The organism is Amycolatopsis sp. NPDC047767 (assembly GCF_040704195.1).
GTDB lineage: Bacteria > Actinomycetota > Actinomycetes > Mycobacteriales > Pseudonocardiaceae > Amycolatopsis.
In genome coordinates this window covers 149,906-164,244 of the sequence record NZ_JBEYSJ010000010.1, presented here as the reverse complement: position 1 = coordinate 164,244, position 14,339 = coordinate 149,906, and the positions used below count along the sequence as shown (strand labels likewise).

General features: G+C 67.1%; 15 protein-coding genes and 1 pseudogene. 9 read left to right on the top strand and 7 right to left on the bottom strand.

What is annotated here, in order from left to right; genetic code table 11:
- Nucleotides 1-6 precede the first annotated feature (6 nt).
- A complete protein-coding gene (gene ctaD, locus AB0878_RS20390) occupies nucleotides 7-1,758 on the top strand; it encodes a cytochrome c oxidase subunit I (RefSeq protein WP_366581797.1) in 1,752 nt (583 codons plus the stop codon).
- Between the two features lie 45 nt (nucleotides 1,759-1,803).
- Here ctaD and AB0878_RS20385 read toward each other — a convergent pair whose 3' ends face one another.
- The 3 genes from AB0878_RS20385 to AB0878_RS20375 all read right to left on the bottom strand — a co-directional run bounded on the left by AB0878_RS20385 (nucleotide 1,804) and on the right by AB0878_RS20375 (nucleotide 3,375).
- The gene (locus AB0878_RS20385) at nucleotides 1,804-2,430 is read right to left on the bottom strand and encodes a TetR family transcriptional regulator C-terminal domain-containing protein (RefSeq protein WP_366581796.1); all 627 of its coding nucleotides are present in this window, start codon (nucleotides 2,428-2,430) and stop codon (nucleotides 1,804-1,806) included.
- 111 nt (nucleotides 2,431-2,541) lie between these two features.
- Nucleotides 2,542-2,907: an MmcQ/YjbR family DNA-binding protein gene (locus AB0878_RS20380; protein ID WP_366581795.1), complete on the bottom strand. Its 366-nt coding sequence runs from the start codon at nucleotides 2,905-2,907 to the stop codon at nucleotides 2,542-2,544.
- 63 nt (nucleotides 2,908-2,970) lie between these two features.
- Nucleotides 2,971-3,375, bottom strand: a complete 405-nt coding sequence (locus AB0878_RS20375) for a nitroreductase family deazaflavin-dependent oxidoreductase (RefSeq protein ID WP_366581794.1) — start codon at nucleotides 3,373-3,375, stop codon at nucleotides 2,971-2,973.
- Nucleotides 3,376-3,617: 242 nt separating this feature from the next.
- On the opposite strand from AB0878_RS20375, the gene AB0878_RS20370 reads away from it, so the two are divergent.
- From AB0878_RS20370 to AB0878_RS20360, 3 genes and pseudogenes are all read left to right on the top strand, one after another.
- A complete protein-coding gene (locus AB0878_RS20370) occupies nucleotides 3,618-5,231 on the top strand; it encodes a cytochrome bc complex cytochrome b subunit (protein WP_366581926.1) in 1,614 nt (537 codons plus the stop codon).
- 39 nt (nucleotides 5,232-5,270) lie between these two features.
- Complete coding sequence (locus AB0878_RS20365) at nucleotides 5,271-5,804, top strand: GNAT family N-acetyltransferase (RefSeq protein WP_366581793.1); 534 nt, start codon at nucleotides 5,271-5,273, stop codon at nucleotides 5,802-5,804.
- Nucleotides 5,805-6,172: 368 nt separating this feature from the next.
- Nucleotides 6,173-6,463 (top strand): annotated as a pseudogene (locus AB0878_RS20360) (nuclear transport factor 2 family protein); the annotation flags it as partial.
- Between the two features lie 31 nt (nucleotides 6,464-6,494).
- Here AB0878_RS20360 and AB0878_RS20355 read toward each other — a convergent pair.
- The 3 genes from AB0878_RS20355 to nhaA all read right to left on the bottom strand — a co-directional run bounded on the left by AB0878_RS20355 (nucleotide 6,495) and on the right by nhaA (nucleotide 9,132).
- Nucleotides 6,495-6,908, bottom strand: coding sequence for a nuclear transport factor 2 family protein (locus AB0878_RS20355; RefSeq protein WP_366581792.1), 414 nt, complete (start codon nucleotides 6,906-6,908; stop codon nucleotides 6,495-6,497).
- A 68-nt stretch (nucleotides 6,909-6,976) separates the two neighbouring features.
- Complete coding sequence (locus AB0878_RS20350; protein ID WP_366581791.1) at nucleotides 6,977-7,564, bottom strand: uracil-DNA glycosylase family protein; 588 nt, start codon at nucleotides 7,562-7,564, stop codon at nucleotides 6,977-6,979.
- 155 nt (nucleotides 7,565-7,719) lie between these two features.
- On the bottom strand, nucleotides 7,720-9,132 hold the full coding sequence (gene nhaA / locus AB0878_RS20345) for a Na+/H+ antiporter NhaA (protein WP_366581790.1): 1,413 nt from the start codon (nucleotides 9,130-9,132) through the stop codon (nucleotides 7,720-7,722).
- 134 nt (nucleotides 9,133-9,266) lie between these two features.
- On the opposite strand from nhaA, the gene AB0878_RS20340 reads away from it, so the two are divergent.
- From AB0878_RS20340 to AB0878_RS20320, 5 genes are all read left to right on the top strand, one after another.
- Nucleotides 9,267-9,770: a thioredoxin domain-containing protein gene (locus AB0878_RS20340; protein ID WP_366581789.1), complete on the top strand. Its 504-nt coding sequence runs from the start codon at nucleotides 9,267-9,269 to the stop codon at nucleotides 9,768-9,770.
- Between the two features lie 249 nt (nucleotides 9,771-10,019).
- Complete coding sequence (locus tag AB0878_RS20335) at nucleotides 10,020-10,619, top strand: hypothetical protein (protein WP_366581788.1); 600 nt, start codon at nucleotides 10,020-10,022, stop codon at nucleotides 10,617-10,619.
- Between the two features lie 21 nt (nucleotides 10,620-10,640).
- The gene (locus AB0878_RS20330) at nucleotides 10,641-10,988 is read left to right on the top strand and encodes a GNAT family N-acetyltransferase (RefSeq protein WP_366581787.1); all 348 of its coding nucleotides are present in this window, start codon (nucleotides 10,641-10,643) and stop codon (nucleotides 10,986-10,988) included.
- A gap of 87 nt (nucleotides 10,989-11,075) precedes the next feature.
- The gene (locus tag AB0878_RS20325; RefSeq protein ID WP_366581786.1) at nucleotides 11,076-11,942 is read left to right on the top strand and encodes an aldo/keto reductase; all 867 of its coding nucleotides are present in this window, start codon (nucleotides 11,076-11,078) and stop codon (nucleotides 11,940-11,942) included.
- 61 nt (nucleotides 11,943-12,003) lie between these two features.
- Entirely contained in the window at nucleotides 12,004-13,470 is a 1,467-nt protein-coding gene (locus AB0878_RS20320) for an MFS transporter (protein ID WP_366581785.1), read from the top strand.
- Between the two features lie 15 nt (nucleotides 13,471-13,485).
- Here AB0878_RS20320 and AB0878_RS20315 read toward each other — a convergent pair whose 3' ends face one another.
- Entirely contained in the window at nucleotides 13,486-14,238 is a 753-nt protein-coding gene (locus tag AB0878_RS20315) for an SDR family oxidoreductase (RefSeq protein ID WP_366581784.1), read from the bottom strand.
- Nucleotides 14,239-14,339 lie beyond the last annotated feature (101 nt).

The following is a 14,339-nucleotide window of genomic DNA, read 5'->3' as shown; positions in this document are numbered from 1 at the left end:
GAAATCATGCGGACAGCAGCACCCCGTCCAGTCGCGACCCGTCCTTTTCCCACGCGGGAAACGGTCAAGGGTTCGTACCTGCTGCGGTTGTTCCGCACGACGGACCACAAGCAGATCGGCATCATGTATCTGGTCACCGCCTTCGCGTTCTTCATGGCGGGCGGAGCGATGGCCATGCTGATCCGCACGGAGCTCGCGCGGCCGGGGCTGCAGTTCCTGTCGCAGGAGCAGTACAACCAGCTGTTCACCATGCACGGCACGGTGATGCTGCTGCTCTACGCGACCCCGATCCTCTTCGGATTCGCGAACTTCGTGCTGCCGCTGCAGATCGGTGCGCCCGACGTCGCGTTCCCGCGGCTCAACGCGTTCTCGTACTGGCTCTACCTTTTCGGTGGGCTGATCGTGATCGCGGGCTTTTTGACGCCCGGAGGGGCGGCGGAGTTCGGCTGGACCGCGTATACCCCGCTCTCGGAGGCCACGCACACTCCCGGGGCCGGCACGGATATGTGGATCATGGGCCTGATCATCGGCGGCCTGGGCACGATCCTGGGTGCCGTCAACATGATCACCACCGTCGTCTGCCTGCGTGCGCCGGGCATGACGATGTACCGGATGCCGATCTTCACCTGGAACATCCTGGTCACGAGCATTCTGATCCTCGTCGCGTTCCCGATCCTGACGGCCGCCTTCTTCGGGCTGGAGGCCGACCGGCGCTTGGGCGCTCACGTCTTCGACCCGGCCAACGGCGGCGCGATCCTCTGGCAGCACATGTTCTGGTTCTTCGGCCATCCCGAGGTGTACATCATCGCGCTGCCGTTCTTCGGGATCGTGTCGGAGATCTTCCCGGTCTTCAGCCGCAAACCGATCTTCGGCTACAAGGGCCTCGTCTTCGCGACGCTCGCCATCGCAGCGCTCTCGTTCTCGGTGTGGGCACACCACCTCTATGCCACCGGTGCCGTGCTGCTGCCGTTCTTCTCGTTCATGACGTTCCTGATCGCGGTTCCGACCGGCGTGAAGTTCTTCAACTGGATCGGCACGATGTGGAAAGGCCAGCTGTCCTTCGAAACGCCGATGATCTTCTCCGTCGGATTCCTGGTCACCTTCCTGTTCGGTGGCCTCACCGGCATTCTCCTGGCCGCGCCGGCCATCGACTTCCACGTGTCGGACAGCTACTTCGTGGTGGCGCACTTCCACTACGTCCTCTACGGCACGATCGCGTTCGCGACCTTCGCCGGCATCTACTTCTGGTTCCCGAAGATCACGGGCCGGATGATGGACGAGAAGCTCGGCAAGTGGCACTTCTGGACCACGTTCATCGGCTTCCACGGCACGTTCCTCGTGCAGCACTGGCTCGGCGCCGAGGGCATGCCGCGCCGCTACGCCGACTACCTGTCGTCGGACGGGTTCACCGTGTTGAACACGATCTCCACGATCGGCGCGTACATCCTGGGCGCGTCCACGCTGCCGTTCATCTGGAACGTGTTCAAGAGCTACCGCTACGGCGAGATCGTCACGGTCGACGACCCGTGGGGCTACGGCAACTCCCTCGAATGGGCCACCTCGTGCCCGCCGCCGCGGCACAACTTCACCGAACTCCCCCGCATCCGCTCCGAGCGCCCCGCGTTCGAGCTGCACTACCCGCACATGGTCGAGCGCATGCACACCGAAGGCGAGATCGGCTTCTTCGGCAAGCCGCGCCACCAGGCCACGCCCTCGCAGAAGCTGACCGAGGCGAGCGTGTCGGACGGTGAAGGCTGATCGATGCCGGGGAGGCGTGTCACACCGAATACCGCCGGCTGCGGATCACACCTCGAAGCCGCGGACGTAGTCGATGGCCATGTCCAGCGCGATTTTCATCGGCTTCACGTCTTGCGTCGTCTGCGCCAGGAGGAACGCCCCTTGAAGGGCGCTCATCAATCCCGTCGCCAGGCCTTCCGGATCCGCTTCCGGACGCAGCTTCCCCGCCGCGCGCATCCGTTCGAACGCGTCCGACATCAGGCGCAGCCACGTGCCGAAGTGGCCCGCGAGCGCGGCGCGGGCAGGCTCGTTCTGATCGGACAGCTCGCTCGCCAGCGAACCGAGCTGGCAGCCGTGCGCGCCACCACGCAGAGCGCTGCGCTGGACGATCGCGTCCCGCCAGCGTTCCAGGCCCTTGATGGAGTTCAGCCTGCGGAGGTATCCCTCTTCGCGATCCAGCAGGTCACGAGCTTGCAGCTCGATGACCACCTGGACCAGCGCGTCCTTGTCCGCGAAGTAGTGGTACAGCTGCGACTTGCTCGTGCCACTCGCCGACCGGACCTCGTCCAGCGTCGTCGCCGCCACGCCCTTCACGCGCATCAGCTCGGCCGCGACCTGCAACATCCTGGCCTTGGTCGCTTCTCCTCGCGCGGTCAGCCGGGCCGGCTTGACGCTGTGTTCCGATTGCACCACTGACCCAGGCTACCGGTGGACCTCCGGGATGCGCGCGCCTCGTGCGGAAACGTGTAACGAAATGGGACCATCTGGACCAGGTTTACGCGTCACCCTAGGCCGCTCGGGCGGCTACGCCTGCTTTCCCGGCACCTTCGCCCGCGGGAGCCCGCCGACCACGAGACGGTAAGAGTCGGTGACGAGCCTCTTCACCAGCTCCTCCTCGATGGTGACGCCACCCTCGACCGTGATCCAGTGCTTCTTGTTCATGTGATAGCCGGGGGTGATGTCCGCGTGCTGTTCACGCAGGGCCTCGGCGTCGTCGGGATCGGCTTTCAGGATCACGACGGGGTGCCCGGGCATGTCGGTCATGAGCATGAAGACCTTGTCGCGCACCTTGTAGACGTCCCAGTCGGGGCCGACGCGATGCTCCACGTCGGCGCCGGGTAGTTCCAGGCCACGGTCGCCCGCGATCTTCTGCAGCTGCTGTCCGTCCAAGACGATCAACTCCTCTGTCGATTCGAGTGCTCCGGCCGCCGGCGGTCACGGGGCCGGCCACGCTCACACCCGCTCGAGCACCACCACGGGGATCTCGCGGTCGGTCCTCTTCGTGTAGTCGTTGTAATACGGCCACACCTGGGCCATCTTGTCCCACAGCTGCGCCCGCTCCTCCCCCTCGGCCGTGCGGGCGCGCGCGGTGAACCTGTCGGCGCCCACCTGCACGCGGACCTCGGGGTTCGCCTGCAGATTGAGGTACCAGCTCGGGTGCTTCGACGCTCCGCCATTGGACGCGACGACAACCGGGTTGCCCGCCACGTCCTGGTAGATCAGCGCGAGCTTGCGGTCGGCACCGCTCTTGCGGCCCTTGGTCGTGAGGACCAGCGCCGGCACGCCGGGCTGCCAGTCGTGGCCGACTTCACCGTCGGTTTCCTCGTACCGGCGGACGTGCTCGTCACCTTCAAGCATTCGTGTTCCCCTCTGATTCGGTGGTTTTGAGCACGGCGTCTCAGTGCCCGAGGTTCTTACTCCGCGGCCGGTTCGTGTGACCGAGCGCACTGCTGTCACCAGCCGAAACCTGCCCGGCAGACCATCTTGCAGTGGACCTTATAGTCCATATAATGTGTCGACGGCCGTGACCCAGCACATCGAGAGGGTGTCATTCCAGTGGGATGGACAAGCAGTTCCGCACGGGCTTGGTCGAGGGCGGCATGAGCTCGCTGACCACGCCCACCCGAGACGTCTCCGCGCTCGAGAAGACCGCCGCCGCGGGCGCGAACTGGATCGACGACCGCTTCAAGGTCGCGAAGCTGCGCCACAGCCTCAACAAGGTCTTCCCCACGCACTGGTCGTACTTGCTCGGCGAGGTGTCGCTCTACAGCTTTCTCGTGGTGATCGCGTCGGGTGTGTACCTCACCCTGTTCTTCGATCCCTCCATGCAGGAGGTCACGTACCACGGCAGCTTCCAGAACATGCAGGGCCTCGAGATGTCGAAGGCCTTCGCCAGCACCCTCGACCTCTCGTTCGACGTGCGCGGCGGGCTGTTCGTGCGCCAGCTGCACCACTGGGGCGCGCTGATCTTCATCGCGGCCACCTTCCTCCACACGTTCCGGATCTTCTTCACCGGCGCGTTCCGGCGTCCGCGCGAGGCGAACTGGGTGATCGGGGTACTGCTGCTCCTGATCAGCATGTTCGAAGGCTTCTTCGGCTACTCGCTGCCGGACGACCTGCTGTCGGGCACCGGTATCCGCGCGACCCTGTCGGGCATCGTCCTGTCGGTGCCGGTCGTCGGCACCTGGATCCACTGGGCGCTGTTCGGCGGCGAGTTCCCGGGCGACCAGATCATCCCGCGCCTGTACACGATCCACATCCTGATCCTGCCCGGGGTGCTGTTCGCCCTGGTCGGGGTGCACCTCGTGCTGGTGTGGTTCCAGAAGCACACGCAGTTCCCCAGCCATCGGGCCAAGGAAACGAACGTCGTCGGCATCCGCATCATGCCGGAGTTCGCTCTGCACGGGGGCTCGCTCGCCGTACTGGTCACGGGCGTGATCGCGCTGATGGCGGGGCTGTTCCAGATCAATCCGGTGTGGAACTTCGGGCCGTACAACCCCTCGATGGTGTCGGCGGGCTCCCAACCGGACTGGTACATGGCCTGGGCCGACGGCATGCTGCGCATCTGGCCTGCCTGGGAGGTCTACCTCGGGAACTACACGATCCCCGCGGTGTTCTTCCCCGGCGCGGTCGGGATGCCGCTGCTGTTCACCATTCTGATCGTGTATCCGTGGATCGAGCGGAAGCTGTCGAAGGACACCGCGCACCACAACCTGCTGCAACGCCCGCGCGACGCGCCGGTCCGCACTTCGCTGGGGATGATGGCCCTCGCCTTCTTCGCGGTGATCGAACTGTCCGGGTTCAACGACATCATCGCCGACCAGTTCAACATCTCCCTGAATGTCACCACGTGGGCCGGCCGTATCGGCGTGCTGTTACTGCCTCCCCTCGCCTACTACGTGACGTACCGGATCTGCCTCGGTTTGCAGCGGGCGGATCGGGAAGTGCTCGAACACGGCATCGAAACCGGCATCATCAGGCGCGAGCCGAACGGCCAGTTCATCGAAATCCACCAGCCGCTGGCCGGCGTGGACGACCACGGCCACGCCATCCCGTTGTCCTACCAAGGCGCCAGCGTGCCGAAGAAGATGAACAAGCTCGGCGCCGCCGGCCGCGCGGTCCCCGGCTCCCTGCTCACCCCGGACCCTCCCGAGGAGACGGCCGCGCTCGAACGCGCGGCCACCGAACACCCCGCCCGCTCCGAACACGGCTGATCGTCCACCAAGCAGCTCCGACGACAAGTACAGGATTCGATGGATACCCCCTTGCTCACCGACCGCCTCGTGATCCGGGACTGGTCGGCCGACGACGCCGAGGCCGCCCTGGCCATCTACGGCTCCTCCGACGTCACCCGCTGGCTGACACCGGCGATGGACCAGGTACCCGACCTGCCCGCGATGCGCGCGGTGCTGGAGGCGTGGCGCGAAGCGCAGCCCAACCTGCTCGTCCCTCGTGGCAGGTGGGCCGTCGAACGCCGCGAGACGGGCGCCGTGGTCGGCGGCCTCAACATCCGGCTGCTGCCGCCGTACGAAGAGGATCTGGAGATCAGCTGGCAGATCCATCCCGACCACTGGCACCGGGGGTACGCGACGGAGGCGAGCCAGGCGCTGATCGACTGGGCGTTCGCCGAAGACGCCGAGGAGCTCTTCGCCGTCGCCCGCCCGCACAACGTGCGCGCGATCGCCACGGCGAAGCGCCTCGGGATGGAATGGGTCGGCGAAACCTCGAAGTACTACAACCTGCGGCTGCAGGTGTACCGGATCAGGCCGGCAGACCGGATCCGATGAGGACCCCGGCCGCGGCCTTCTGGCGTCGCGGCCGAGAAGAACACAGGCACGTCGCGATCATCAAGTCCCCGCGTGGCCGGCCCTGACATCGGCGACGCGGCCCTCGGCCGGGCTGCGCATCCTCGGGTTCGACATCCCGCGCAGCCCGGCCTCCTTGTGTGGAGCGCAATCCGTCGCCGAAACCGCGCCGCGGTCGGTAAGACAGCACGCCGGGCGGACACCAACCATCCACACGATGACGGCGGTCGCCAGGCGCGCCGCACTCCGAAGGAGGAGAAATGACCGACACCACGCAGCGGGCCGAGGATCTCGCGATCCTCGAGAAGCTCAACCTCGACTACGTCGTGGCCGACTAGGCCAGCGACGCCGCCCGCTTCAGCACGTTGCTCGCCGAGGATTTCGTCGTGCAGACCCCGGGTGTCACGCGCAATCGCGAGGAGTTCCTCGAGTACATCGCCAAGCCGCGGCCCTTCAAGGATCTCGCCGTGCACGACGTGAAGATTCGGATCCTCAGCGATGTCGCTCTGATCCACGGCCGCAGCACCTACACCATGGTCGCCGACGGCGCGGAGCAGGAAGCGCTGTACACGGACGCGTACCAGAAGCGTGAGGGCACCTGGGTGTGCGTCTCGGCCTGCGCGATCGCTCCGGGCACCTGACCATCGGCGGGATCCGCCCGCCCCGCAAGGTTCAGCGACGATCCGATGGTCCGGCGTCCGATGCGTTGGCGACCGCGATGATGTGGGTCACCGTCGCGACGTCGAAGTACTCCTCGATTCGCGTGATTCTGCCGTCGGAGACAGCGAGATACATCGCGATCTCGAGAGCGGACTCCTCACCGTTGGACAGCCGGCCGCGGAGGACGTGCTGCTGGAAGACTCCGTCTCCGACGTCGACGCGGCGCGAGACGTCGAAGTGCAGGCCGCGAATGGCACGGCTGAACAAGCCGAGGATGTCGAGATTTGCTTCGAGGCCTTGGTCGCCTCCGCCGTCGTTGTGCCAGACCGTCGCGTCGGGGGCGTAGATGGCGCGCACCGCGTCGATGTCACCGCGCTCAATGGCCCGGAAGAAGTTGTCCACCACGGAGGTGTTGGTGTGGGGCATGGATGTCTCCTTGACCGGAGGGAGTGTCGAGCGCGAGATGTTCCGTAGCCCGCCGCGGCCGGCGATCATCAGGAGCCCAGCGCGATCGACACCCGGCGGGCGAGCTCGGGTACGACGTCGGCCGTGAACCAGGAGTTCTTCGCGTGCCAGCGGTAGTTGAGCGGCGACGGGTGCACCAGCGGGAACTCGCCCGGGAGGTAGTCGCCGTAGGACCGCACGGTCTCGGTGAGATTGGCCTTGGCCCGGCCGGCGAGGTAGAACCGCTGAGCGTATGTCCCGATGAGCACGCGGAGCGTGATGTCCGGCATCCCGGAGAGAATCCGCGGATGCCACCGCGGCGCGAAGTCCTTGCGCGGCGGCAGGTCGCCCGTCTTGCCCTTCCCCGGGAAGTAGAAATCCATCGGCACGATGGCGAACAGCGCCGGGTCGTAGAACTGATCGTCGCGCACGCCGAGCCACGAGCGCAAGCGCGCGCCGCTGGCGTCGTCCCACGGGATGCCGCTCTCCTGGGCGAGCCGGCCCGGCGCCTGGCCGATGATCGCGATCCGGGAGGCCGCGGACCCGGCCCACACGGGGCGGTAACCGAGGTCGCGGGCCCACGCGTTCGACGGGTCGGACGTCAGCTCGTCCGTGACTGCACGCAAAACGTCGCTCAACTGCACTCCGGGTCAGTGGGCAGGGAAAGTCCTTTGTGGCCTCGCGGTGGCACCGTCGGCATCCTATAGCTGGACCATAAAGTCCATCAACTTGGCGCGCACTGTGCGCGACGCGCAGCTCCGGCAAGAAATCTGACACTCAGCAGCCGTTTGCGCTAGGGCAGGCTCGGATCCAGCCACGGCCCTTCGGGCAGCTCCGGCACCGCGAACCGCTCGTCGAACGAGCACAGCGGCAGGCGCTCGCCGAGGAACCGCAGCAGGACGGACCCGACGATCGCCGAGCAGAGCGAACCGCCGAGAACTCCGACCTTGGCCTGCTGCTGCAAGCCGGGATCGGTGAAGGCGAGGTCGGTGATGAAGAGCGCGATCGTGAAACCGATCCCGGCCAGCATCGCGCCACCGATGAGGTGGCCGTAGCGGACGCGGCCCGGCAGGGTACCCAGCCCGGTTCGCAGGGCGATTCCCGCCCCGAGCGAGATACCGGCCGCGTTGCCGACGATCAGCCCGACCGCCACACCCAGTGTCACGGTGGAGGAAGCCGCAGCCCGCAGCGCGCCGCCGTCGAGCTGGACGCCGGCGTTCGCCAGGCCGAAGGCGGGGATGATCACGAACGCGCTGATCGGGTGGAGAATCGCCTGCAGCCGTTCGTTGGCGGAAAGCGTCGCCTTGATCGCGGTGGTCGCGAGCCGCACCCGCACGGCGTCCGCGCGCTCGATCACCGCGCGGCCGTAGAGGCGGAGCCGTTCACCGCTGTGCGCGTCGACCTCGCCGGCCGGCACGATCAGTCCGACGAGGACGCCGGCCAGCGTCGGATGCACTCCCGAAGCGTCGACAGCCGCCCACAACCCGATCCCGACGACGAGATACGGCGTCAACCGCCACACCCCCAGCCACCGCAGCCCGAGCAAAGCCAGGATCAGCACCACCGCGACAGCGAGCGCCGGCACGGACACGTGCTGCGTGTAGAACACGGCCATCACCGTGATCGCACCGATGTCGTCGCCGATCGCGAGCGTGAGCAGGAAGAGCCGCAACTGGTCCGGGCAGCGTGGCCCGAACAGCGCGAGCACGCCGATCAGGAACGCGGTGTCGCTCGACATCGGGATGCCCCACCCGACCGCGGCGACGCCGGAGCTGTTGAACAGGAAGTAGATCACCGCGGGCAGCACCAGTCCACCGAGCGCGCCGCAGGCCGGGACGACGATCGAACGCCGTTCGCGCAGCTCGCCGACGGCCACCTCGCGGCTGATCTCGAGACCCACCACGGCGAAGAACACCGCCATGGCAACGTCGTTGACCCAGTCGCGGAGGTTCAGCGAGAAATGCGCGGCGCCGACTTCCGCGCCCGCCGGGGTCGCCCAGAACGCGTCGTAGTTCGCGCCCGCCACGTTCGCCCACACGAGCGCGGCCACCGTGGCGGCCAGAAGCAGGACGGCGCTGCCTGCTTCGGTGAGCAGGAACCGGCGGAACCCGGCGGAAACATAGGGCAGCGGCACGTTCACCCGACGGGTCGCCGAGGGCATCCGCGGGAGGAGCCCGTCGGTGAATCGGCTCGAGTCGGCGTTCACGAGCCGAGTATGACCGACGCGCCCTCGACCGGATTGTGTAGCGTCGGCCAGACCGGCGGGACGCCGGCCGGTTCGACAGCGACCTCGCGGCGAGGCTGTCCGGAGTGGATCACCTGACCGCGGAGGGATCGCACGTGACGACGAGGAGCGACGTCGACCTGGACCGGCACGTCTACGGCGATCCCTCCGCCCGCGTCACGGTGGTCGAGTACGGGGACTTCGAGTGCCCGTACTGCGCCGCGGCCGCACCGGAGCTGCGCAAGCTGGTCGACAGCTCGGACGGCTCGATCCGCCTGGTGTTCCGCCATTTCCCGCTCTTCACGATTCACCCGTACGCGCTCACGGCCGCCCTCGCGGCCGAGGCGTCCGGCGAGCGGTTCTGGGCCATGCACGACCTGCTGCTCACCCACCAGACCAAGCTGACGGACGCCCACCTGCGGACGTACGCGACCCGCATCGGGGCCGGCGACGTCACCGGCGAAGCCGCTCAGCAGTTCCGTCCGGCCGTCGTGGCCGACTACACCTCCGGCGCCGAGCTCGACGTCCGCGGCACGCCGACGCTGTTCATCAACGGCCGCGCGTATCGGGGCCGGGTCAGCTTCCAGGCGCTCCGATCAGCAGTGCGCCCGACCGGCTGACCGGCAGTCGAAAACCCTCACTCATCACACCAAGTGGACCTCCAAGTCCGCCATGTGAGCAAGGACGGCCGCGTTCAGGGTCTTGAAGCGCACCTTCGATCTGTGGCACGATCCACACTCTCACCGGAACCCCAAGGCCCGGCGCGCGCACTGCACGATCAGCCGGCAAAACCTGCCCTCAGCCACGGGATACCCTAGTGGACTGAATAGTCCTCTGTGGTGCATGATGGGCGCGCCGGACAAACGAACTTGAACCAGCAGAGCGCTGAGCCGCTGACTGGGCAAACTGCGCCTGCGCTCCGTCGCACAGGACGCGAGAAGGGTCTACACACGGTGAGCGAGCAGCCGGGCTTCAAGCCGATTTCGCCGGCTACCAGCCTTCCCTTGAAATTGTCGTCAGCGATCATCACGGCTGACGACAGCAGCCGGTCTCACGACGTCGGAATCGAGCGCCGCTGGCCGCGGGAGCTCTCGATCAGCGTCCGCGTGCTGGGCGAGCTGGAAGTCATGCTCGCCACCAGCCACGAGGCGCCGCAGGCCACTTCCGGTCTTCCCGAAGCGAGCCGGGCAGCCGAACAGCTCGAACTGCAGGTCAACTCGATCTTCCTGAGTTCGCTGCCTCGCGTCATCCACGTCTCCGGCCGGCACCACGGCGCACACCTCGACGAAGCGGCCACGCAGTCGTACCGGCTGACGATGACCTTCTCCGACGGGAGCGCCACCAGCATGTTCTGGAGCACGACCTTCGAGGTTCCCCCCACGCCACTTCACGAATCCAGGTGGCGGCTGAACGTGCCGTTCAGCCACTCCCTGACCCCGGCGACCTTCGACGCCGCACCCCACCGCTGAAGCACGATCAGGAGAAACCCCATGGACAACGACATGAATCTGCAGAAGAACAGCCAAGGCGGATCGTACGAGGCCGTCGTCGACGGACGGGTCGTCGGCATGATCGTCTACCACACACCGCACGGCAATCAGCGCGTGACACTCAGCCACACCATCGTCGAACCCGAGTACCGCGGCCAAGGGATCGCCACCCGGCTCGTCAAGCACGCTCTGGACGACCTTCGCGCGAACGACCTGAAGCTCACCAACTACTGCCCGTTCGTCGCGGACTACATCGCCGACCACCCCGAATACACGGACCTTGTCGACAGCCGCTACCCGGGCGGCGCCGCGGTACCCGATCGCGCACCGCGCGAACGCACCAACTGACGTACTCCGAGGGTCGCACCGGAGGGGCGCTTGCCGCACCCTCGAAACCAGTAAAGAAGTTCAGAGGACTCCGGAGGAGACATGACCATGCGCGGAACCCTGCCCGATCGGTGCGGCACTTTCACGATCGGAGGTCACCAGATCACGCGACTCGGACTCGGCACGGCCCAGATGAGCGAGTCCGGTGTGTGGGGCCATCCGGAAGACGCCACCGAAGCGGCGAAGGTTCTCCGGGAAGCCGTCGATCTCGGGGTGAACCTCATCGACATCGCCGAATCGTCCGGCCCGTTCGACTACGAAGAACTCATCGTTCGAGCGCTGAGCCCGTATCCCGAAGATTTGCTGCTGATGGTCAAGGGCGGGCTGCTTCGATCGGCGGAAGGCCAGTGGGAGCCGGTGATCCGGCCTTCGTTCCTTCGCAAGCAGATCGAAATGCGCCTCTGGTACCTCAAGCTCGATCACATTCCGCTGTTCCAGCTGCACGGGTTCAGCCCGAACGCGCCCATCTCCGATCAGATCGGAATGCTCGCCGACCTGCAGCGAGAAGGGAAAATCGGGCTGATCGGCTTGGCGGAGGTGACGGTCGAGGAACTGGCGGAAGCGCGAAAGTTCGCGGAGATCGCCACGGTTCAAGCCGAATACAATCTCGTCAACCGGGCCACGGAGCCGTTGCTGGACTACGCGGAGGCAGCGGGCATCGGGTTCATCCCCTGGCTTCCGCTGGCCACCGGGGCGCTGGCTGACCGGGAGGGCCCGCTGGCCGAAATGGCGCGACAGCGTGGGGTCGCCCCCGCGCAGCTCGCTCTTGCCTGGCTGTTGAAGCGTTCACCCGCGATGCTCCCCGTTCCCGGAACGTTGAGCGTCCGGCATCTGGCCGACAACGTTTCCGCAGTGGACATTCCGTTGACGGCCACCGAACTCGACGAGCTCGATCGACTGACGCCCCAGCCGTAATCGAGCGTTCCGGACAATCGTCCGACACGCTTGTCCGGATGACGCCGAGAAGGAGAACGAGGTGGCCGATACCGAGGTCACCCTGCCACGACCGGTGGGTGTTCCGGTCCGCTCGCCGCAAGGTCGACGGATCCTGGTCGCGACCGTCCTCGGCGCCAGCATCGCCGGCATCGACACCAGCGTCGTGACCGTCACGCTCCCGGACATCGGCCGGGACTTCGGCGCGAGCTTCGCTTCACTGCAGTGGACCGTCACCGGATACACCCTGAGCCTCGCCTCGCTCATCCTCCTCGCGGGCGGGCTCGGCGATCGATACGGCCGCCGGCGGATCTTTCTCGTCGGCGTCACCGTGTTCACCCTCGCCTCCGTGTTGTGCGCGATCGTGCCCGACATCGGAAGCCTCGTCAGCGCGCGCATCCTGCAAGGGATCGGCGGCGCCTTCATGGCGCCGGCGAGCATGGCCATCCTGCAGTCCACGATCACCCCGGACGACCGGCCGCGGGCGATCGGCACGTGGTCCGGGTTCGCCGGAATCGCCGGAGTTCTCGCGCCGTTCGTCGGCGGGTGGCTGTTGGCGCTGGGTTCGTGGCGCTGGATCTTCCTGATCAACGTGCCCGTCGCCGTCATCGTCCTGCTGGTGACTGTGCGGCACGTTCCCGAGACCCGCGACGGCCGAGCGTCGCGAATGGACTGGGGTGGATCGGCCTTGGCCGTCGTGGCCCTCGCCGCGGCGAGTTACGCCTTGACCGGCTTACCGGTGAACCCGAGAGACCCCTGGGCGGTGACGAGCGTGGGCGTCGCCATCGCGGCGGCGCTCGGCTTCGTCTGGTGGGAACGGCGCACCGCGTCCCCGATGCTGCCGGCGTTGCTGATGAAGTGCCGGCCGTTCGTCACCATCAACGTGATCACCTTCATCGTCTACGGTGCGTTCGGTGTGTTCTCCCTGATCTTCACGATCGCATTGGAGACCGTCTCCGGGTACAGCCCCACCAAGGCCGGCAGCGCACTCTTGCCGATCACGGTCATCAGCCTGCTTCTGGCCCCGTCCAGTGGCAAACTCGCGGCCCGCATCGGGCCGGGATTACAGCTGGCTGTCGGTCCCGCACTGTGCGGTGTGGCGGCGCTGATGGCCCTGCAGGTCAACCCGGACACCAGTTACTGGGGTGTGGTGATCCCCCTCGAGTGTGTGTTCGGTCTGGGGATCGCCGCGATGGTGGCGCCCTTGACGGCCGTCGCGCTGTCGTCGGCGCCGGACGAGCGCGCCGGCGTGGCGTCCGCGGTGAACAACGCGGTCGCACGCGGTGGTGGCCTGTTGTGGATCGCGGCGCTTCCGCCGATCGTGGGGCTGACCGGCTCGTCGTACACCCGGTCCGAGGCTTTCCTTCCGGGTTATCGGCTGATCTGCGTCATCTGCGCAGTCGCCTTTGTCGTCTCCGGCACCATCGCGGCGGCGGTTTTCCGCAGCCACGCTCCGTGCGACCGGCGCGTCCTGCTCGCGCACCCGATGCCGCACCCGCTGTGCCGATAGCGCAATCGCCGTCGGTCAGACGACTCCTCCGTTGGCGCGGACGACCTGCCCGTTGACCCACCGGCCATCCGGTCCGGCGAGGAAGGAGACGACCGCGGCGACGTCGTCGGGTGCGCCCAGCCGCGCCGACGGCGGCAGATCGGCCAGCTCCCACCGCTCCTCGGCCGAGGTGCTGTCGAGGAAACTCGCCGTCGCGGTCGGGCCGGGCGCCACGGAGTTCACCGTCACGTCCCGGCCCCGGAGCTCCTTGGCCAGGATCCGGGTCAACGTGTCCACTGTGGCCTTGGAGGCCGTGTAGGCGCTGAGCGCCGGAGGCGCCAGCCGCACGACCGTCGACGAGATGTTGATGACGGCTCCGCCCGCTCGGACCCTGCGCGCCGCCTGCTGGTTCACCACGAACGTGCCACGAACGTTGACGCGGAAGACCGCGTCGAAGTCGGCCCAGTCGAGGTCGGTCAGCATCGCGGTGCGATTGATCCCCGCCGTGTGCACGACGACGTCGATGCCCCCGAAATGCCAGACGACGTCGTCGAACACCCGGCGCATCTCGTCTTCGTCCGCGACGTCCCCCGTGAACGCGGCACAGCGGCGTCCGAGCCCGTCGATCGCCACCATGGTCTCCTTCGGCGCGGCCGCGCGGCCGTGCGCGAGAGCGACGTCGAATCCGTCCGCCGCGAGCCTCCTGGCGATGACCCCGCCCATTCCCCCCGTCGCACCGGTGACAAGCGCGGTCCTCGGTCGCGGCGTACCGCCTGCCGATCGTGTCATCCGGCGTTCCTTCCACGTCAGCGTCTCCCCCGACTGGTGTTCGTCGGTAGGTCTGCTGCCGCAACGCCGTGACTTCTTACCTTCCTCCCCCTGATTCGAAC